The organism is Actinacidiphila cocklensis (genome assembly GCF_907177275.1).
GTDB lineage: Bacteria > Actinomycetota > Actinomycetes > Streptomycetales > Streptomycetaceae > Actinacidiphila > Actinacidiphila cocklensis.
Map to the genome: position 1 here is coordinate 15082 of NZ_CAJSLV010000090.1, position 20517 is coordinate 35598.

Sequence of the window (20517 nt, forward strand, 5' to 3'; positions counted from 1 at the left end):
GGGATCAGCTGGTGTCCTCGGTGAAGATCGTCTGTCGCTGGACGACTTGTCGAGGAGCTGGCCAAGCGGCGGCAGACGGGCCAGTTCGGGCAGGAGGAACTGCTGGTCGTCGAGCGGGTCCTGAACCGGCTGGCTGAGTATGACCGAGCCGAGACCGGCACGGCCGTCAATCCGGCTCCCACCCGGATGGCGGGCCGGGCAGTCCTGCAGGTCTATTGGCGGATGGTCTTCTTGCCGACGTACCGGGACAGGGCGTGCCCTGAGGCGGGCATCGCGGCCTGACATGCCCGGCCTCCAGCACCCGCCTCTGATGACGGAAACAGTTGGAGAGCAAGCAGCGGGGGCTAGAGTCCGCAGGGCGCGGCTGGCACTGTTGGTACATGGGGATGGACTACGACCCGACTCAATGCATCGCCGGAGTCGACACGGACAAGATCCTGATGGCGCGGAAGTTCGTCCGGATCATGCGCGGCACTCGAGGTATTGCATACGACTCCGAGGCCCGGACTCTGGTGGAACTCGCGGAGGCCCTCGAACGTCTCGGCCGTGTCGAGGAAGGGTCCAAGGCCCGGGAACTCGCCGGTCCGCTTATCGACGATGCACTGGCTCCGGTCTATCGAACGGTCGCGGAAATTGAAGGTTCAGGAGATCTCCCTGCTCAGTGCTTCGCCCTACTCGCTCTCGCAGAGGCGCTCGCCTGCGTCGACCGGACACAGCAGGCCGAAGCAGCCTTTGCTTCAGTAGAGGAAATCGGCGAGGAGATCTACACAGTTGTCCGGAAAACTCGGTACGAGGTCGCCGAGCTGCACTCCTGGGTTGCCGGAGTGTACTCGCTCAACGTTCTCCGGGACGTACTCGCGGGCGCCGGCCGTGAGGAGGCGGCAGACCGGCTCTTCGACCGCTGCAACGGATTCGGCAGAAACATGCCGGACGCCGCGATCGAGCTGGGGCTCGCCGAGGTCGGCCGTGCTCGCGCAGTTCGGAACCTCGACCGCGAAGGGCAGGCGATGGCCCTGCTCGCCCGTGCCTTGCACGAAGCAGGGCGCAGGCAGGAGTCCGCCTACTGCGCGGCGGAAGCTCTGAGGTTGGGGCACGGAAATTACCGCAAGATCGAACGTCTCACTGGCGGGCAGGCGCATTGGGGCTGGTCGTCCACCGCCGAGCCCGGCTCGAACGATCCCACCGTCTACCGCAGTCGCGACCCCTCGCACTCGTCCACGCCGCGTCGCAATGGCCGCGTCAAAGGCCCTCTATCGCCCACCGGGTCCTACGCCGGGGACCTCATCGTTGGTTATCTTGCGATCAAAGCCCTGGGCCCTTTCCTTGAGGCATTTGCGACCAAACTCGGCGAGCAGTTCGGAGAGTCGACAGGTCGCGCGATATCTCGCCTTGCGCTGCGTCGGCGTCCGCGTAGGAGGGACCAAGTGGAGATCGAGTCATCTGAGGCCAAGACGACAGTGATTCTGCCCCACCCATTCACCGATGATGCGAAGGAAGCGTTCATTGACATTGACGTGGCCGATCCCGATATTCTTGGCATGACGCTCTATTGGGACGAGGCGCACGGGGAATTCCTCCCAACTGGTGCCTCCGGTCCGGATTCGAGCCAGCAGCGATTTCACGGCCTCCTTCGACTGTTTCGCTTTCATCGTCGGTGAGGTCGAGTTGACCGAAAGCGCCTCTCGGTGCCTGTTTCTGTGTGCCAGCCAGTAGCCTGATACCAGGTCGGCCGAGGGTGAAACTGCTGACCGTCAGCGCCAGATTGATCAATCCGTTGGGCTTTTTGGAGCACTCCGGGTGGCGGTGGTGGTCACCACCGCCATAGCGCTCGCCGCTTCCTTCCCTCGTGTCATGCCAGCCGCTGTAGCCTCCGTTCGGGGAACGGTCACAGTGACCGTTCCCCGAACGCTTGCACAAAGCGCTCATCCAGACCGATGGCCCCTGAGCTGCCGGTTCGAGGTTCAGACACAGGCACTCACCTTGTTCTTTTTCTTTTGGTCTCGAACGGCGTCTCGAACTGAGTCGCTCACCTGGGAGTTCGCCGAACGTGGGGGCGGCCTTCGTCTGATCGTGTGTTCCGACCAAGGAATGCACGTGACCAAGACGAAGGCCGTGAGGGTGAGTCTCCTGCCAGATGCTGTCCGGAGGGAAGCGTTCGCGGAAGCGTCACGCTTCCGGGGTGAGTTCTACGCGTGTCTGACCGCTCGGTGCGACGAGTTGTTCGAGCTGTCCGACGCGGTGCTGTGTGCGGACGGTGCTGTGAAGTCCCCGGTGGACTTGACGCTGCTGCCCGAGCACCGTCGTGGGCACGGAGCGATGTATGGCGGCCTGAACCACGGCCGGATCGACACCGACCGGCTGCGGACGGTGCTGGCCGGCCTGCCGCTGCCGCGCTTCGACGGCGGCCGCATGGTCCTGGCGGTCGATGTGTCGCCATGGCTTCGCTCGGACGCACCGTGCTCGGCGGAGCGCTTGTTCTGCCACGTCTACGGCCGGGCGAAGAGCGCCTCGCAGTTCATCCCGGGCTGGCCCTACTCCTTCGTCGCCATGCTGGAGCCGGGCGCCACGTCCTGGACCGCGATCCTGGACGCGGTGAGGCTCGGCCCGGTCGACGACGCGACCGCGATCACAGCCGCCCAGCTCCGAGGAGTCGTCGAACGGCTCATCACCGCGGGCCAATGGAAACCCGGCGACCCGGACATCACCATCGTCGCCGACGCCGGCTACGACGTCACCCGCCTGGCCTGGGTGCTCCGGGACCTGCCCGTCGAGATGGTCGGCCGGGTCCGCTCCGACCGCGTCATGCGCCTGCCGAAGCCACCGCGGACGCACGGCGTCAACGGCCGGCCGCCCAAGCACGGCCCGGAGTTCCGCTTCACCAAGCCGGAGACCTGGCCCGAGCCCGCGATCACCACGGTCACCGACACCAGCAACTACGGCAAGGCTGAAACCCAGGCGTGGGACCGGGTCCACCCCCGACTCACCCACCGCGCGGCCTGGCTTGACCACGACGGCGAACTTCCCCTGATCGAAGGCACGTTGGTCCGGCTGAGGGTCGAGCACCTGTCGAAGGAACGGGATGCTCCGCCGGTCTGGTTGTGGTCCTCGAAGACTGGTGCCACCGCCGTCGACGTCGACCGTTGCTGGCAGGTCTACCTGCGCAGATTCGACCTGGAGCATACGTTCAGGTTCGCGAAACAGACCCTGGGCTGGACGACCCCGAAACTCCGCACTCCCGAAGCCGCGGACCGCTGGACCTGGATCCTGATCGTTGCCCACACCGAGCTCCGACTCGCCCGGCCGCTCGCCGAAGACCTCCGCCGGCCCTGGGAGAAACCCACCGCCACCGGCCGGCTCACCCCGGCCCGGGTCCGCCGGGGGTTCAGGAACATCCGCGCCCACCTCGCCTGCCCGACCCGTGTTCCCAAACCCCGGGGCACCGGCCCCGGACGTCCGCCCGGCGCCAAGAACAAACGCCGGGCACCCCGCTACGACGTCGGCAAGACGGTCAAACGCCCCGAGACCCTCAAGGCCATCGGCAAGCCCGGAAGATCCTGGTAGATAAAGAACAAGCTCACGGACTCCGGGTGGAGGAACCCGAGGATGCGGTCGGCGTCCACGGAGTTCGCCCGAGCCAGGTCGACCTGTTCGGTGCGGTTGCCCGCTTCCCCCAGGGCGGCGACGAGGGCCGATCGGGCACACAGCACGCGCTGGTGATCGGTACTGAACGCTCGCTCGGTGTCCTCGTACAGAAGCGCAGCCGATGAGGCCGCCTCCTGCTGGGCGCCGCATCGGGAGAGTCCTTCGACGACGCAGGCGCGCACCCACAAGACGACGGGTGCTGCGAGCCGAGGGACTCCGCGAGCAGCGGGATCTCGCGCCGGAGGTGGTGGACCGCCGAGGTCCACCCGATGACCTGGGAGTCCGCGTAGAGCGCGTCGGCCCGGGCGAGGGCCAGGTCGAGGGCGGACACCGACGTGTCGCCCTCCCAGCGCGCCAGCAGTCGGTACGCCAGGTGGCGGGCGTCGTGCCAGTTCCCGGCGGCTCCGAGCCAGTAGACTTTCCGGCGCTCGCTCAGCCGAGTGAAGGGCGCGGCCGGGCACAGGAGTCGGGCGCTCTCGGCGGCGACCTTCTCCGTGGACTCGGCGACCGCGACGTGAAGCTGTCCCGCACGCTGGCGGGAAGCCGTGTGGTGCTGCGGATGGACGAGCACCTTCTCCACGTCATCAGCGACGGCCGCGTCGTGAAGACGATGCCGCTGCCCATACCCGCGGACAGGCTCCCCGGACTCCGGGCGTTCAGGCCGCAGCCACGGCGTTGCCACCGAGCGGCCCTGCCCGGCCAGTGACGGTCCAGAGGCTCGTCAACGCCAACGGCCGCGTGATGGTCGCCGGGCAGTACATGCGCGTCGGTGCGTTGCACAGTGGCAAGGTCGTCAATGTGATCGTGGAGGACACCCACTTCCGCATCGTCCATGAGGGCGAGGAACTGGCCGTCCATCCCAGCACAAGCGACAAACCCATCACCCGGGTCAAAGCCTGGCCGAGCCGGCAGTCCCGCGAGCCACGTCAAGCAAGTCCTGAGGATAAAGCGTCAAGCATCTCCTGAGACTTCACACATCAGCCTCGGACTCGCTGACGCCGCTGGGCCGCTTCCGTCCCTTCAGCCTGTACCCCCGAAACGCCCTTTTGTCAGTGGGCGAGCGTAAGCGCCTCATGCCTGTCGTGCGTAAGGCAGTTCCTTGGGACCTGAAGAGATCAAGTCCTCTTGATGACTTCTCCGCAATTGTGCTGAAATGGTTAATACTTGGGTGTTCAGGAAATTCTAGTGATTATGCAGGTCATGTTGGCGACCGGTTCGCCGGTACTGCTCCACCCGCTGGCGTTGCTCCCGGCTGCGCCGGCGTCCGGCCCGCCCGTCGCGCGCAGCAGATGCCGCACTGGGCGGCCCTCGCAGGCTGTCTGGGAACGGCCGCCCTTTGGCGGGTGGGCGTGCTGACCTTCGATGTGCGCATCTACAAGCTCCGGATCCGCCCGGGCTTGCGCCGGCCGTTCGGCGTGCGGTGGCGTGTCGGCGGTAGGGATCACAGCGAGAGCTATCAGTTCGAGGCACAGGCTGATGGACGGCGTGCCGAGCTGATGTCCGCCTTGCGGCTGGGTGAGCAGTTCGACACCGCCACGGGGCTACCGGTCGGGGAGCTGCGAGCAAGGAACAGGGTCACGTGGTTCGAGCACGCCGTGGAGCACGCGCAGGTGAAGTGGCCGCGGATCTCGGCCAAGCACCGGGCGGGCATCGCCGAGGCTCTCGCCACGGTGACGATGGCCTTGACCACGTTGTCGACGAACGATCACGCGCCGCCGGGCCTGCGTACGGCGCTGTACGCGTGGGCGTTCCGCATGACCCGCGGCGAGGACGGCGGGTGGGCGCCGCGGATCGAGACGGCGGAGCCCCCGGCTGACGTGGCCCGAGCACTGGAGTGGATCGCGCGACACTCGCTGCCGCTGGCCGACGCCGTCAGACCAGAGAACCTGCGCCGAGCACTCGGGGCGATCTCCCGGAAGCTCGACGGCGCCGAAGCTGCGGAGAACACCATCCGGCGCAAGAGGATGGTCTTCAACAACGCCCTGGCCTACGCCGTCACAGCCGACCGGCTGAAGGCCAATCCGCTGCCGAAAGCGGACTGGCAAGCTCCACTGACCGACACAGAGGTCGACTTCCGCTACGTACCCGGCCCGCACTTGGCCCGCGACCTGATCGCTGCCGTCGGCGCGCAGGGACCGCGAGGAGCGCACCTTAAAGCCTTCTTCGGCTGCCTCTACTACGCCGCGATGCGGCCGGGCGAGACCGCCGCGCTCGCCGACCACGACTGCTTGCTGCCCGATCCGGAAGCAGGACCGGACGCGTGGGGTGAACTCGTCCTGGCCCGCAGCCACCCCGAAGCCGGTTCCGGCTGGACCGACGACGGCCGCCCCCACGACACCCGCGGACTCAAACGCCGAGCCCGCAACGCCAGACGATCCATCCCCATCCCACCCGAACTCGTCCACCTGCTCCACGCCCACCTGGAGCGCTACGGCACCGCCCCCGACGGCCGGCTCTTCCGCGCGGTGAGGGGCGGCCGCGTCACCTCCACCGAGTACAGCCGCCTCTGGAGTACCGCACGCCGGCACACCCTCCACCCCCGCGACGCGGGCACGCCCCTCGCACAGGTCCCTTACAGCCTGCGCCACGCCGGCATCTCCCTGTGGATCACCGCCGGTATCCCGCCCACTGAAGCTGCCAGGCGCGCCGGACATAGCCTCGCGGTGCTCTACCGCATCTACGCCAAACCCCTCCGCGGCCACCAGTACAACGCCAATCACCTCATTGCGGCAGCCCTGCGAGACATCCATGGGTGACCCTCGTAGGGTCTGTACGGCCGACTCGTTCCGTTGCCTGGCGCATCGGCGACGTCTTGCCTGCACTGCTCCCTCGCCGTGGCGTCCGGACGCAGCTTCTGGACTTACCGGCCGGTCATCATGTCACAAATCAGTCACATCGCCCTTGTGGATGTAAGTGGACTGCCAGGCTCATCCCTCTGCATAAGACTTTCAGGGGATAAGCATGCACATTCGTATCGCCACCATCGCATCTGCCGCGTTACTCGCCACAGGGCTGGGGCTGGCAGGCTGCAATCCGAACACCACGTCGAGCACCGGTACTACAGCCCCCAGCGCCCAGGCCGCTGCAGCGAGCGCATCGGCTTCTGCGACCACGGTCCCGTCACTGGTGGGACTCGGCCTTCAAACGGCTCAAGACACGGCCCAGGCAGCAGGGTTCTCCAACCTCACCTCGCACGACGCCTCCGGCGACGGACGCATGCAGATCCTCGACCGCAACTGGAAGGTCTGCGACCAGACCCCCTCAGCCGGGGACCGGGCCGACGACGACGTCAAGATCGACCTCGGCGCGGTCAAACTCGGCGAGCCATGTCCCAACGACGCACCCCCGACCACGGCCGCCGCACCCAGCCCCACGCCCACGACCCACGCCCCTGTCGTTCATCACACCGCCCCTGGCAACGGCAGCACTTCGAGCGGAAAGAGCGGCTCGTCCGGCACCTCGACATCTGGCGGGACGGCGACTCACCACACCGAATCCCCAGTAGCGCCCGGGGACGGCGCGACCGCGCAGTGCAACGACGGCACCCTCTCCTACAGCCAGCACCACCAGGGAACGTGCTCCCACCACGGAGGCGTCGCCGTCTGGTACCGGTAGCCCGGTTCGCTGCCCCGGCTGTCCCTGCCGTCGGAAGTCCGCCCGGCGACCGCCCACCTCGGGCTGCCTCTGGCCTTCACTGTCCGCTGTCCAGCGGACTGACCACGCTGAGGACTGCTCCTACGGCTCTACCCAGACCGGCGGCTTCGACGCAGCGGACGTCGTGCCCGGGGGGAGGGAAGGCCGCGGGCAGCGGTGACACCGCTGCCGTTCGCGCCTTCCACGTGGAGGCCGGCCGGATGCACGCCCGAGTGGTACGTCACCGTCCTGGTGATCCGCGCCTGGGGGCCCGGTAGAGGAGCAGGGCACCGATCTGCGTGCCAGCTCCAGTGCGCTGCGGCGACGATAGTGGCGGGGGAGGGGTACGCGTTGTTGTGGCCGGAAAAGCGCGGAACGGCCCTCACGGTGCAGTCAATTCCCTACGATGATGTGCCTCGACGCCATCGGACGCGCTCGCGCTGCGCGGCCCTGGGGGCCGCCGAGCCTGCCAGCGAGGATCGAGTACGACGTTACGGAGCAGCGCCACTGTGCATCTGAACAGCCTTTCTGCCTGTGGGTTCCGGTCCTTAGCCCTGGTTGAGGACATTCCCATCAGCGGCCCGACGGTTCTGGCCGGCCATAACGACGGCGGCAAGAGCGCCGTGCTGACCGCCCTGGCCTTTTTGCTGGACCAGCATGTCCTGAGCGAGGAGGACCGCACCTACCTCAGCGGTCCCGGGGCGGCCGATGGGCGGTGCCAGGAGACGTGGGTGAAGGGGGACTTCACCCTCGACTCCAGTGAGCGTGCCTCCAGCATGCCCGAACGGCTGCAGATCCGCCGACGGGCCGTCGCCGGCGGTGCACCCTGCTGGGAGTACCTCGGATCGCAGCCGACCGACGAGCGTCTGCGAGGCCTGGACAAGCTGCTCAAGCCCGCCCTCGTGGAGCTGGTACAGGAATACGGCCTTACCGCGAAGGGCTCGTTGAAGGAAGACCTCCTGGCCACCCTCACCGACCATGCGGCGAGCGTGAGCCAGGAGGAGGGATGGCTGGCTCTGCCCAAACCCTTGCAGGCGAGGCTCCCGCGCCTGCTGTCGTTCAGCGGGAAGGACGAGAGTCCCGACGACGCGGTGCGCACGGCACTGGGCAGCTGCTACGAGGCGCATCTGCAGGACGAGGCCCTCCAGGGGCGGGTCCGCGACATCGAGGACGACATCACCCAGCGTCTGGAGAAGGACGCGGACTCGCTGTGCGCCCACATCCGCTCGCACTGCGGCGACCTGGTCGGCGTCGCCGTCAAACCCGAGGTCTCCTTCCGGGGCGGATTCAAGCGCGCTCCCCTGCACATCTCACGCGCCGACGGCGAACCTGTCGATCTGAGCCGCTCCGGCCAGGGGAGCTCTCGCCGCATAGCGCTGGCCATCTGGGAATGGACCAGCAACATCCTCGAGGACGCCGAACTGACAAACGACGAACAGCCGGACGGCGAGCCGCCGACGCAGACCATCGTCGTGTACGACGAGCCCGACACCCACCTGGACTACCGCCATCAGCGCACCGTCATGGATATCATCCGCAGGCAGTGCAATCGGTCGCACACCAGTGTCGTCGTGGCCACCCACTCGATGAATCTCATCGACGGCGTCGACATCGCCGATGTCGTCCACCTCAAGCTCGGCGAGGACGGCCGCACGCGCATCGAGCGCCTCACCGACGACTCCCACGACGGCATCGACTTCCACCTCGGGCAGATCGCGGCGGCCTTGGGCCTGCGCAACTCCGTCCTGCTCCACGAACGCTGCTTCCTGGCGGTGGAGGGCGACACCGAACTGCAGAGTGTGCCCGTGCTCTTCCGCCTCTCCCAGGGCATGTCCCTGCAGGCCGCAGGCATCGCCTTGTGGGAGTGCGAGAACAACGAAGGCGCCCTGCACCTGGCCCGCTACCTCATCAAGCACCAGCGGACCGTCCACCTCATGGTCGACGCCGACAGCCGCACCAACAAGTTCTTCACCGAAGACCGGCTCAAGCACTTCGGTATCGACCCCGCAACCCAGGTCTCCTACGTAGGGGAAGCGAAAGGCTTCAACGAACTGGAGGAACTCTTCGACGACCAGGCCTGGGCCGTCACCGCCAACTACCATTGGCCCCGAAGCCAAACCCCATGGGGGCCGGGCGACTTCGCCGCCCACCGCGGCGGGAAGTTCAGCAGCGCCGTCCTGAACATGATCAAGAACGGGGCCGCTGAGAAGAGCCCGAACGGCAAACCCGCCATGCTCTACGCCCTCGCCGCCGGCCTGCGAAGGCCAGAGGACGTCCCCGAGCAACTACGAGAGGTCTTCGGGGAACTGCAGGCGCTGGCTCACTGACTCCCGCGGTCGGTGGACTAACCGGCGCGCCGTGCGCGCCGGGCCAGCAGTCGCTCCTTGAGCTGCTCCGAAGTGGGTGCTGCCCATGCATGCCAGCCTGGGTCCTCGACCCACTGACGGCCGTGCGAACGGGCATCGATCCCGCACCACCGGCAGCCCCCCGGCGCAGGGTGACAACCCATGCGTGTAGGTCTTTGAGAGGACATCGCTTCTCCTTCCCACCCCTGTATCTTCCCGCCGACCACTGACATTCACCTGCCAGTCCTGGTGGGGGACAAGAGGAGAAACCTTTCGCCGTTCGATCCTATTTACTCATAAGTAAGGAAGAATGTCTGAGAAACAGCATCAAGGGGGTGCTGTGGTCGCTACGGTTCGTCGTCATGCGGTTTCTGCACACCTCGGACTGGCACCTGGGCCGCCGGTTCCACGGAGAAGACCTGATCGCCGCCCAGAGCGCCTTCCTCGATCACCTGAACGACACGGCCCGTGCCGAGAACATCGACGCGATCCTGATGGCCGGCGACATCTACGACCGGGCCATCCCCGGCCTGGACGCGGTCCGCCTGTTCAACCGGGCCCTGCACCAGCTCGCCGACCTCGAGATACCGATCGTCATGATCAGCGGAAACCACGACTCGGCCCACCGCCTCGGCGTCGGCTCCGGCCTGTTCGCCCGCGCCGGGATCCACCTGCGCACCGACCCGGCCACCTGCGACGTCCCCGTCGTCCTGACCGACGAGCACGGACCGGTCGCCGTGTACGGGGTGCCCTACCTCGAGCCGTCGATGGTCCGCGGCCAACTGGAGGCGGAGGCCACCTCGCACGCCGCGGTGCTGACTGCGGCCATGGACCGGGTCCACACTGACCTCACCAACCGGCAGCCGCCCGGGACCCGCTCGGTGGTCATCGCCCACGCCTTCGTCACCCCCGGCACCGGGCAGGACGATGAATCCCAGACGGAGGAGTCGGCCAGCGAACGCGACATCAGCGTCGGCGGTGTCGCCCACGTCGGCGCCGACGTCTTCGACAGCATCGACTACGTCGCCCTCGGCCACCTCCACGGCCCCCAGAGGGTCACCGACCGCGTCCACTACAGCGGCTCCCCGCTGCCCTACTCCTTCTCCGAAGCCGACCACATGAAGTCCTTCACACTGGTCGACCTCACCCCCGGCACGGCCCCCACGGTCACCCGCCTGCCCTGCCAGACCCCCCACCGCCTGGAACGCGTCGAAGGCCTCCTGGACGACCTGCTCACCGACCCCGCCCACGAACCACTCAAGGACGCCTGGCTCGAGGTCACCCTCACCGATGCGGCCCTGCCGTTCGAGGCCATGGCCCGGCTGCGCCGCCGCTTCCCCCACACACTCAGCCTCAAGCACCAGCACGCCTTCATCCCTGCCCAAGCCACCGACACCCCCACCTACGCCGAACGTCTCCGCGGCCGCAGCGAACTCGACATCGCCTGCGATTTCATCACCGACATGCGCGGCACCGGCCCCACCCCCGACGAACACGCCCTGCTCCAGCAGGCCGTCGACTCCGCCCGCGTGAACGAACTGCAGAAGGAAATCGTCTGATGCACCTGCACCACCTCACCCTGCAGGCTTTCGGACCCTTCGCCAGCACCCACACCGTCGACTTCGACGCGCTGTCCGCCGACAACCTGTTCCTCTTACACGGCGACACCGGTGCCGGCAAGAGCACCCTGTTCACCGCCATCTGCTTCGCCCTGTACGGCGAACCCCCGGTCGACCGCGACCTTCTGCTGCGCAGCCACCACGCCCCGGCCGACCTGCTCACCCAGGTCACCTTGGACGTCACCATCGCCGGCCACCGGCTGCGCATCGAACGCGAACCCCAGCAGACGCGCCCCAAGCGAAGCGGTAAGGGCGAGACCGTCCACAAGGCCGAGACCCGGCTCCAGCGGTGGACGACCGACTCCCTCGGCCAGGGCCACTGGGAACCCTCCAGCAGGTCCCATCAGGAAACCGGCAAGGAGATCAAAGACCTCCTCGGCATGAGCCGGACCCAGTTCTGCCAGGTCGTCCTCCTGCCCCAGAACGAGTTCACCAAGTTCCTCTACGCCGCCGCGCCCCAGCGCCGCGAACTGCTGGGCAAGCTCTTCCACACCGACCGGTACGCGCAGATCGAACGATGGCTGAACGACCACAGCCGCACCACCCAGAAGAACCGCGACGCCACCCGCGACGAAGTGCTGCATCTGGCAGCCCGCATCCACCAGGCAGCCGGACCGGACCTGAAATCACAGCACGACGCCCCCACCCCCGACGTCCCGCACGCCCTGACCGACCCTGCCCTTGCCTGGGCACAGGACCTGACCCAGGCAAGCCAGGCCGACGCCCTCACAGCCCAGGCCGACGCCGAGAAGGCAAAGAAGAACCAGGTCGAGCACCAGACCCTGGAAGCCGCCACGCGCGTCCTGCATCAGCAGCAGACCACCCATGCCGCCGCCCGCGCGGAACTGGACCGGCTCCACGAGCAGACCCCTCACCAAGAAGCCCTGAGCCGGAGCCGCGAGCAGGCCCGACGCGCCCAGCAGCTGGCGCCGCTGCTGCACGCCGCCCGCACCGCCCGCACCGACCACACCCACGCCCAGGACACCGAAAGCGCCGCCCGAAGCCGGCTGCTCCCTGAACACGCCACACTCCAGGCAGCTGACCTCGCAACGGCCGGGCAACGCATGCGCGACGACATCGCTGTGCTGAGCACCCTGCTCCCCGAAGAGACCAACCTTCGCCAACTCACCGCCGACCTGGAACGGATCGACGGCGAGCGCCAGGACTTCACCGTCCAGCAGCACACCGCCCGCGACTGGCTCGAACAGGAGACCACCCATCGCGCCGCCCTGGACGCCCGCCGGGAAACCGCCCGCCAGTCCGAGGAAGAGGGCCGCCGCCACCAGGATCAGCTGGAGACCCTGACCTCGCGCGTGGAGGCCGCCGAACGCCGCGACGCCCACCTCGCGCAGATCACCGCCACCGAACAGCGCCTGGCCGCCGCTCAGCAAACCACCGAGATGGCTGCCCAGGACCACATCGATATCCGCCGCCGACGCACCGAGGGCATGGCCGCCGAACTCGCCGCCAGCCTCACCGACGGCGCGCCCTGCCCGGTCTGCGGCTCGTGCTCCCACCCGGCCCCCGCCACCGCTCCCGACGGGCAGCCCACCCGCGAGGACGAACAAGCCGCCGAGGACACCCACCAGCGAGCCCAGCAGCAGCGCGACGCGATCGCCAGCGAACTGCAGCAGCTGCGCGAGAACGCTGCCACCGCGACCGGCGAAGCCGGCGACACCCCGCTGGCCGACCTCACGGCCGAACACGAGGCCCTCATTACGCAGCTGTCCGACGCCCTCCAGCGAGCCGCAGACCGTGGGGCTGCCGACGAGGAACTCCTCGCCATGGACCGCGAACACGCCGCCATGACCCAGCAGCTCAACCTCACCACCGCCGCCCTGTCCGCCCGCAACGCTACCTACGACACCCAGTCCCAGCGGCAGGCCGAGCTCACCAAGAAACTCGACGACGCCCGCGGCACCGCCCCCACCCTCGCAGCCCGTATTGACGAGCTCACCCGCACCGCCGACCACCTCAAGCAGGCCGCCGAGGCATCCCGCACCGCCGCCATCGCTGCGGAGACCCGCGACACCCGCACCACCGAGGCCACGGCCGCCGCCTCAACCCAGGGCTTTGACACCCTGGTCGCCGCTGAGCAGGCCCTGCGCAGCGCGGAGGACCTAGGCAACATCGAAGAAGAGATCAACCAGTGGCGCGAGGCCCGCGCCACCCACCAAACCGTCCTCGACAACCCCGCCCTGCAGCAGGCCGCTGCCCAGCCGCCCGCAGACGTCGACGCGGCAGCGGTCCGACGCGGCGCCGCAGACGACCAGTACGTCCAAGCAGCCGCCACCGCCGGCAACGCCCAGGCCCGCACCACGGAGCTCACTGGCCTCGCCACCACATTGGGCGAGGCTGTTGAGCGACTGGAAGCACTGGATAAGGCCCACAGCACCGCCCGCCACCTCGCCGACCTGGCCACCGGCAACTCAACCAGCGCCCGGGTCCGCATGCAGCTGGAGGCCTACGTCCTGGCCGCACGCCTCGAACAGGTCGTCGCCGCTGCCAACACCCGCCTCCAGCTGATGTCTGAGGGTCGCTACACCCTGCACCACTCCGACCACCAAGCCGCCCACGGCGCCCGCTCCGGCCTCGGCCTCGAAATCACCGACGCTTGGACTGGCCGCCCCCGCAAGACCGATACCCTCTCCGGCGGCGAATCCTTCTTCGCCTCCCTGTCCCTCGCCCTCGGCCTGGCCGACGTCGTCACCCATGAAGTCGGCGGCAACCCCCTGGACACCCTCTTCATCGACGAGGGCTTCGGCACTCTCGACGACGACACCCTCCACAAGGTCCTCGACGTCCTGGACTCCCTGCGCTCCCACGACCGCACTGTCGGCGTCATCAGCCACGTCCCGGAACTGCGCCGCCGTATCACCCAGCGCCTGTACGTCCGTAAAGGCGTCACCGGCTCTACCCTTGTGCACCTGACCGAAGCAGCCGAATAGCCGGCCCCGGCGGGCGGGTCACCGCCATGCTCCCAGGCCGCGTTCTCGCCTGTCTCCTGTTGGCGCTCACGGGCACGCTGGGCCGCCGTAGGATGCTTCGGCATGGGCGTGCCTTCCCGGGGCAGCCCGCGCCTGCCCGCAGGTGACGTACTGCGGGAAAGGGTGCGGATCTCGAAAGACCTTGGCCCACAGGCTGGCCCGGCGCGGGCGGGGTCCAGCACGGCGAGCGGCGTGCGCAACTGCCACGCGCACCCTACCCAATCGGCGGGCGCCGTTTCGCCGCGGCGCGCACCCGGGCGACGAGCTGCACGCGCTCCGTATGCGGCGTGGCAGACCGCGTGCCCTTCTCCGCCCGGATGACGCACAACTTCCCCGGCCCGGCCTGGCAGCGCGGGCACGTCACCTTCGGCCAGTCCTCATCATTCGGCGGCACGGCCCGATGCGGCGCAGACCGGGTCTCTGCCGGCCCGGGACACTCGGCGTGCGCGGGCCTGCCCCGCTCGGTCCGACGCCGCACGCCCTCCTCGATCGGGTACCCGCACGCCGTGCAGACCAGCGGGCCCTTTCGCCGCGCGGGCCGCTTAGCCGCACGCGGCTCCCGCGCGGGCACCGTGCTGCTGGACCCGTCCGCGTGGGTGACGGTGACCTCCGACGCCGGCGGCACGTCGTAGGAACGCAGGCGCGGTGTCGCAGTGTGGGTCTGGCCCTTGCGGCCACCACGGCCGAGACGGTTGCTCATGGCCGCAGCGTAGCGACCAACGGCCCGTCAGGACCGGCTGTGCGGAAGCGCCCCACGTCGTGTCAGCCGCCCAGGTGGGATTCCATGACGACCGCTTCCCCCTCGTCCAGCCCCCAGTCGGCCCGCGAGGCGCTCGCGGTGCGGCTGCAGCACCTGTGCAAGGACGCAGGCCTGACGGGTAAGGAGCTGTCCGCCCGGTGCGGCTGGCACCCGGCGAAGACCACCCGGATCCAAAAGGGCGACGTCCTGCCCACGGACGCCGACATCCGCACCTGGTGCGCGGCATGCGGCGCCGATGACCAGGCCGACGACCTGATCGCCACCGCCCGCGCGGTCGACTCGATGTACCTGGAATGGCGCCGCTTGCACGGCACCGGTATGCGCAAGGTCCAGCAGGACTTCAACACCCTGCACGAGCGCACCCGCCTGTGCCGCGTCTACGTCTCCAACGTGCCGCCGGGCTTCTTCCAGACCCCCGGCTTCGCCACCGCCCTCATGCAGCAGATCACCGCGTTCCAGGGCACCCCCAACGACATCGCCGAAGCAGTTGCCGCCCGCGTCGCCCGCTCCCGCTTCCTCTACGAGGGCGGCCACCGCTACGTGATGATCACGGAGGAATCCGTCCTGCGCTACCGCACCGCCGACCCCGGCATCATGGCCGGGCAACTGCGTCACCTCCTGGCCGTGATGCCGCTTGCCTCCGTCTCGCTGGGCATCATCCCGTTCACCGCGCAGCGCACCGTCTGGCCGCTGGAGGCGTTCTACGTCCACGACGACACCATGGCCGTGGTGGAGACGCTGACCGCCGAGATCAGGGTGACGCAGCCGCGCGAGATCGCCGACTACACCAAAGCGTTCGCCGGCCTCGCGGCGATGGCCGTGTACGGGGACGCGGCCCGCACGCTCATCCGGGCCGCGATCGACGCCCTGGAGTGAACCTCCGCAATTTCCCGCAATCGCATTGGGGGCGCGTCCTGCAAGTGCGTAGCGTCGAAGGCCCGATGGACCACCGGCCGGGAAGGGCGGTCGCATGCGCACACACACCGGCACCGACACCACCGTTGCTCAGGACTCGCAGGGTCGCGGCCCCGCGTACGGCGTCCCCTCCCCGGACCTAATCGCCCGCGCCGACCGCGGCTTCGCCCGCTTCCTCGAGCAGATCGAGGACCAGGACGACGACGCCGGCGGCGAGCAGGACGCCCCGCGGTGACGGCCGGCCACCGGCACGAGACCGCCCCAGCAGTCAGGCCCGCCATGCACACCTCCGCGCACACGATCCTGTGGGACCCCGACGGGCTGATCGAAGCGGAGCTCCCGCCCGACCGCGTTCGTTACGAGTGCCTCGGTAAGGCCGTCCTGGCGTGGACCGGGCCGGACACGCTGCCCGAGCGCGACTACGAGTAGATCGGCCTGCAGCTGACCGGGCACGCCCGCGCGGTCGCCGCCGACGTACGGCGCCGCGCCGAGCAGCTGCCGGCGGACAGCGGCCGCCGGGCGCTCGCCGACATCGTCCTACGCGAGGCGGAAGTACGGCTGTCCGCGACGCTGGAGGGCATTGTGTGCTGCGTCCAGGACCGCGCCCGCCTGGTGCGCGCCCTCTACGAGCGCTTGGACCGCCTTCAGGCCGCGCCCGTCGACCGGACTACCTGAGCCGGCCGGGTGCCGCTGCTGCCCGGCCGCCTACGTGTTGGCCGGGCAGCGGGCCGGTGGGCTGGTGCCGCTGAAGTCGCCTGAACCTTTGCCGGTGCCGTTCGGCAACCGACTGGGCTCTCGGCCGCCGCTCCGGAGCGCTGACATCCCCTCTGCGCCCCTCTCCTTGTCCTCAGCCCTGGTGATGGAGGAGGCGGATGGACTGCGGACAGGGCACATCAGGAAGCGGCACCGGTTCGCAGCGCGGCGGACTGCCCCGCAGCCGCCGCCCTGGTTCGCTAGGGCCTCATGGTGCCGGCGGCCCGACCGCGGAGCTGGCTGGCGATGCGGGCACCTCGCATCCCGAGACCGGACACTCGGCTGATAGGCCGGAGATCGAGGCGAGGAGAACACAATGTGGCTCAAGGCCGCACTGACAGCCCTACTGGCGCTCTGGCGTCGCCACAATCGGAAGCGCGCGCGCAGGGGGAGATGACAGCGCCCCCGGGCCGCCAGCGGGACGCGGATCTGGAAGTCAGTTCTCGGTGCGCATGCGCTGAACGGCGGTCTCATCGAGTTCGGCGGCGAGGGTCAGGCTGGGCGCTAGCTCTGCGGGCGCGTTAAAGAGACGGCAGATCATCTCAGCGGCTCCGTTGACGGCCTCGGGAACGGTTCGTCCGAAGCTGGCCTCTGCGAGAGCGATGACAGATGCGGCGTAATAGCCGTCTGACCAGCTCACCCTGATTCGGAACGTGTAGAGCTTCAACAAGTTCCATGAGTCCGAACTCGCCATCTTCAGGAGGAGGCCGCTCGGCTGTCGGGCGGTCTCCTCCCGCGCTTGGAGCCAGGTCTCGACCTCGGTCGAATCCGCCGCGACGGCGTCGGAATCCTGGTCATGGTCGTAGCAGTGGAAGAGCAGGTCGTCATTGACATGGATGGCCAGGCGACATTCGCCCAGAACACCGAGGCACCACAGCGCTTCGCCGTGGTTGACGACGTCGAAGTGCCACCCCGGCCGGTGAGCGAGCAGGTTTCCCAATTCTCGCCAGGCTGGAAGTCGCTCAAATCCACCACCGAAGGTCTCGCACACATTGTCGTAGTCGCTGTTGCTGAAGTTGACCTTCACCGACCGGTACGCAGGCTCGCCGTTCATGCTCCGGATCGTAAGTGAACGGGCCCAGCGCGGTATCCCAGATGATGAGGTAGGCCCACTGGCGGCCAGCGACGCGCCTCCCAGTGGTGACGGTCAGCAGCAGGAGGGTGGCTCTGAAAGGCACCTGCGATGGGGGGACCAGCTGGGTACATTCGAGCGGTGAACGAGATCGCGCGCCGAGATGCGCAGACGCCTGCAGTAGAGGACCTCGAGCGGTTCGAGGAGATGCTCCTTGATCAGCTCGCTGATGCCGGCCTGCCGACGGACGGTGTCCTGGTCGATCTGGTGGAACGCGAGCAGGCGCTCGCGAGTTTCGGGGGCGCCCTGCGACGGCTGCCGATGGCCGACCGCGGACGGTCGGTGTACGTGAGCAAGATGATCACCGCCGCTGCGGCGGGGCTCTTCGACGCGGCGCTGAACTACCTGTGGAACGAGACGGTCCGCGAGCTGCGCCGGCGGGTAACCGGCTACGACTTGGCCTACTTCTTCGACATCGCCGTTCCGTCGCACGACCGGCGCAAGCACCTGTCGACCGAGGACGACCTGGTCAAGGTCAACGACATCGACCTGCTGAGGGCCGCCCGAGAGATCGGCCTGCTCTCCGCCACGGGCCACGCCCAGATCGACCACATCCGCTACATGCGGAACTACGCCAGCGCGGCTCACCCCAACCAGGTGGAGCTGACCGGCATGCAGCTCGCCGCGTGGCTGGAGACCTGCGTACGGCAGGTCATCACCCTGCCGTACGACACCGTCACCGCAGAAACCGGCAGGCTTCTGGCGAACATCAAAACAGACCAGCTGGACCCAGGCGACGTCAAGAGCACCACCGCGTTCTTCGAGGACCTGCCCAGAGACCGCGCCGACGCGCTCGGCGCCGGCCTGTTCGGCCTCTATACCAACGCCAGCCGCACACCGATCGTCGCCAACAACGTCCTCATGCTGTGGCCGGAGCTCTGGCCGGAGATCAGCGAAGATGCCAGGCAGCGCTTCGGCGTGCAGTACGGCCGCTTCCGCGCCAGCGCCGACACCGCCCAGGCTCGCGCCGCCAAGGAGCTCCTTAACCTCGTCGACGGGGGCGCTTATCTCCCGGAACACGAGCGCGCCGCCGAGATGGACTCTGTGCTGGACGATCTGCTGGCCGCCCATCACGGCTACAGCAACTTCCACACCGAGCCGGCACCCGCACGCGCCCTCGCCGCCCTTGTCGGCCAGTACGGCAACATCCCGCAAGCCGTGGAGAACAAATACGTCCTCGCGCTCGTGGAGGTCTTCCTCGGCAATGAGTACGGCGTCTCGTGGGCAGCTGCGACCAGCTATGACAAGCTGCTCGACAAGCTGACCAGCAGCCAGGCCGGGCGCGCGCTCCGCAGTTTCACCGAGCCGGTGATCTCCGCCCAGCTGTGGGCCTCCAAGCCGCAGGCTCGATGGGACACCCTGCTCGACGTCATCGAGCCCAAACTGACAGCGCGAGCAGACCGCGAGCTGTTCCAGGCGGTTCGCACCTTCACCGGCACGCCCGACAAGTTGCCCAGCGACAGCAAGATCGCCCGACTGGTGGAGGCTCCTCGAGTACGGCGAGTCGTACGGCGTACCAAGGCCAAATGAGCAGGGGCTGCGCGTCGGCCCACCCTGCCTAAGCCCACTCCGTGCTGCGTCTGGGGTCCCGTCCGGAGCCGCTTCGACCCATGGTCCCCGACAGTGCAATGCGGATGCAACGCAACGTCAGCGTTTCGTCCCTGACCTGCAAAGGCACCCCGATGAGCGTGAACGGGGCGAAGCGTTGCATCCCGCGTTACGCCGTGGGTCGGCCGCAGCCAACCGCCGGGAGACCGGCGGCAAGAGAGCGTGCAAGAGGCCGTTCAAGGGACCGTGCGCACCGATTTGCCGGGGCGGTCCTGAAACCGGCCCTGACCTGGGGCTGTGATGTCCGATGTGCCGAAGCGGCATGCCGACTTCCCCTCTATCTCACCCCTTCGCGCCCGCCAGGAAAGGGAGGCGGGCGGCGGGCGGGGTGGGATCTCGGAGCGGGGGCATGGGTGGCTCGATGTCCCGGCGTCCGGTGTGCCAGCCGCCGGGCGCTCGCCGACCTCGTCTTACGCGAAGCGGAGGTACGGCTGTCCGCGACACTGGAGGGCACTGTGTCCTGCGTCCAGGACCGCGCCCGCCTGGTCCGCGCCCTCTACGAACGCCTGGACCGCCTTCAGGCCGCGCCCGTCGACCGGACCGCCTGAGCCCGCGGGATGCCGCCGCCGCCGAAGGCGCCCGAATCTTTGCCGGGTGCCGTTCGGCAACGGACTGGGCAACGAGGTACGCAACGGACTGGGCAACGGCCTGCGCACACCGTTCCGTCAAGGCCGCATGGAAAGGACCCTCTGACCTGGGGTAGTGATGTCTCCGCCGCCGCTTCGGAGCGCTGACATCCCCTCTGTGCCCCTCTCCTTGTCCTCAGCCCTGGTGATGGAGGGTGGGATCAGGACTGTGGACAGGGCGCCTCGGGGAAGCGGCATCGGTTCGCGTCACGGCGGCCTGCCCCGCAGCCCGCCGCGATGGTCCCGTACGCCCGGCGGCCGGGCCGGAGCCGGCTGGCGACTCCGGCGGGCACTGGGCGTGCGCCCCGCGGCCTGTAGTCACCCAGCACCCTGGCGCAGATGTCAGCCGTACCGTCGGCCCGACAGACCGTCGCCATCAGATGGACAGAGCGGGGGTCACAGCCCGATCCAGTGCCCCAGCCCGTTGACGATCAGGCCCCCAACGGCGGCCATGGCGCCGGAGAGGACCGCAAGGCCGGCCGTCCGGACTATCGCAC

General features: G+C 68.4%; 14 protein-coding genes and 2 pseudogenes. 15 read left to right on the plus strand and 1 reads right to left on the minus strand.

Annotation, left to right across the window (positions count from 1 at the left end; translation table 11 throughout):
- The first annotated feature begins 380 nt into the window (after window positions 1-380).
- The 13 genes and pseudogenes from NFU81_RS32055 to NFU81_RS32115 all read left to right on the plus strand — a co-directional run bounded on the left by NFU81_RS32055 (window position 381) and on the right by NFU81_RS32115 (window position 16576).
- Window positions 381-1658, plus strand: coding sequence for a hypothetical protein (locus tag NFU81_RS32055; protein WP_251497950.1), 1278 nt, complete (start codon window positions 381-383; stop codon window positions 1656-1658).
- A 430-nt stretch (window positions 1659-2088) separates the two neighbouring features.
- Window positions 2089-3561 carry an NF041680 family putative transposase gene (locus tag NFU81_RS32060; RefSeq protein ID WP_251497953.1) on the plus strand — a complete coding sequence of 491 codons (1473 nt, stop codon included), beginning with the start codon at window positions 2089-2091 and terminating at the stop codon, window positions 3559-3561.
- Window positions 3562-3587: 26 nt separating this feature from the next.
- Window positions 3588-3767: a hypothetical protein gene (locus tag NFU81_RS32065; RefSeq protein ID WP_251497956.1), complete on the plus strand. Its 180-nt coding sequence runs from the start codon at window positions 3588-3590 to the stop codon at window positions 3765-3767.
- A gap of 577 nt (window positions 3768-4344) precedes the next feature.
- Window positions 4345-4608 carry a hypothetical protein gene (locus NFU81_RS32070; RefSeq protein ID WP_251497959.1) on the plus strand — a complete coding sequence of 88 codons (264 nt, stop codon included), beginning with the start codon at window positions 4345-4347 and terminating at the stop codon, window positions 4606-4608.
- Between the two features lie 377 nt (window positions 4609-4985).
- The gene (locus NFU81_RS32075) at window positions 4986-6398 is read left to right on the plus strand and encodes a tyrosine-type recombinase/integrase (protein ID WP_308208343.1); all 1413 of its coding nucleotides are present in this window, start codon (window positions 4986-4988) and stop codon (window positions 6396-6398) included.
- A gap of 370 nt (window positions 6399-6768) precedes the next feature.
- Window positions 6769-7257, plus strand: coding sequence for a DUF3761 domain-containing protein (locus NFU81_RS32080; protein ID WP_251497962.1), 489 nt, complete (start codon window positions 6769-6771; stop codon window positions 7255-7257).
- Between the two features lie 527 nt (window positions 7258-7784).
- A complete protein-coding gene (locus NFU81_RS32085) occupies window positions 7785-9602 on the plus strand; it encodes an ATP-dependent nuclease (RefSeq protein WP_251497965.1) in 1818 nt (605 codons plus the stop codon).
- 380 nt (window positions 9603-9982) lie between these two features.
- Window positions 9983-11179, plus strand: a complete 1197-nt coding sequence (locus NFU81_RS32090) for an exonuclease SbcCD subunit D (RefSeq protein WP_251497968.1) — start codon at window positions 9983-9985, stop codon at window positions 11177-11179.
- On the plus strand, window positions 11179-14187 hold the full coding sequence (locus NFU81_RS32095) for an AAA family ATPase (protein ID WP_251497971.1): 3009 nt from the start codon (window positions 11179-11181) through the stop codon (window positions 14185-14187). Before NFU81_RS32090 ends, NFU81_RS32095 begins: the two co-directional genes overlap by 1 nt.
- Before the next feature lie 326 nt (window positions 14188-14513).
- Complete coding sequence (locus tag NFU81_RS32100; RefSeq protein ID WP_251497975.1) at window positions 14514-14858, plus strand: hypothetical protein; 345 nt, start codon at window positions 14514-14516, stop codon at window positions 14856-14858.
- Window positions 14859-15010: 152 nt separating this feature from the next.
- Window positions 15011-15862: a helix-turn-helix domain-containing protein gene (locus NFU81_RS32105; RefSeq protein WP_251497978.1), complete on the plus strand. Its 852-nt coding sequence runs from the start codon at window positions 15011-15013 to the stop codon at window positions 15860-15862.
- Between the two features lie 94 nt (window positions 15863-15956).
- A complete protein-coding gene (locus NFU81_RS32110; RefSeq protein ID WP_251497981.1) occupies window positions 15957-16136 on the plus strand; it encodes a hypothetical protein in 180 nt (59 codons plus the stop codon).
- Between the two features lie 44 nt (window positions 16137-16180).
- Window positions 16181-16576: pseudogene (locus NFU81_RS32115) on the plus strand (DUF6415 family natural product biosynthesis protein).
- A gap of 514 nt (window positions 16577-17090) precedes the next feature.
- On the opposite strand, the gene NFU81_RS32120 reads toward NFU81_RS32115, so the two are convergent.
- Window positions 17091-17708, minus strand: a complete 618-nt coding sequence (locus tag NFU81_RS32120; RefSeq protein WP_251497984.1) for a hypothetical protein — start codon at window positions 17706-17708, stop codon at window positions 17091-17093.
- Window positions 17709-17867: 159 nt separating this feature from the next.
- Here NFU81_RS32120 and NFU81_RS32125 point away from each other — a divergent pair, with 159 nt between their 5' ends.
- Both NFU81_RS32125 and NFU81_RS32130 read left to right on the plus strand, forming a co-directional pair.
- Window positions 17868-19316 carry a hypothetical protein gene (locus tag NFU81_RS32125; protein ID WP_251497988.1) on the plus strand — a complete coding sequence of 483 codons (1449 nt, stop codon included), beginning with the start codon at window positions 17868-17870 and terminating at the stop codon, window positions 19314-19316.
- Window positions 19317-19783: 467 nt separating this feature from the next.
- Window positions 19784-19942, plus strand: a pseudogene (locus NFU81_RS32130) (restriction endonuclease); the annotation flags it as partial.
- Between the last annotated feature and the right edge of the window lie 575 nt (window positions 19943-20517).

Excerpts from the sequence above, each read along its gene's own strand:
- NFU81_RS32055 (WP_251497950.1), top strand. The coding sequence starts at position 381 with ATGGGGATGGACTACGACCCGACTCAATGCATCGCCGGAGTCGACACG.
- NFU81_RS32060 (WP_251497953.1), top strand. The coding sequence starts at position 2,089 with ATGCACGTGACCAAGACGAAGGCCGTGAGGGTGAGTCTCCTGCCAGAT.
- NFU81_RS32090 (WP_251497968.1), top strand. The coding sequence starts at position 9,983 with ATGCGGTTTCTGCACACCTCGGACTGGCACCTGGGCCGCCGGTTCCAC.
- NFU81_RS32095 (WP_251497971.1), top strand. The coding sequence starts at position 11,179 with ATGCACCTGCACCACCTCACCCTGCAGGCTTTCGGACCCTTCGCCAGC.
- NFU81_RS32105 (WP_251497978.1), top strand. The coding sequence starts at position 15,011 with ATGACGACCGCTTCCCCCTCGTCCAGCCCCCAGTCGGCCCGCGAGGCG.
- NFU81_RS32110 (WP_251497981.1), top strand. The coding sequence starts at position 15,957 with ATGCGCACACACACCGGCACCGACACCACCGTTGCTCAGGACTCGCAG.
- NFU81_RS32120 (WP_251497984.1), bottom strand. The coding sequence starts at position 17,708 with ATGAACGGCGAGCCTGCGTACCGGTCGGTGAAGGTCAACTTCAGCAAC.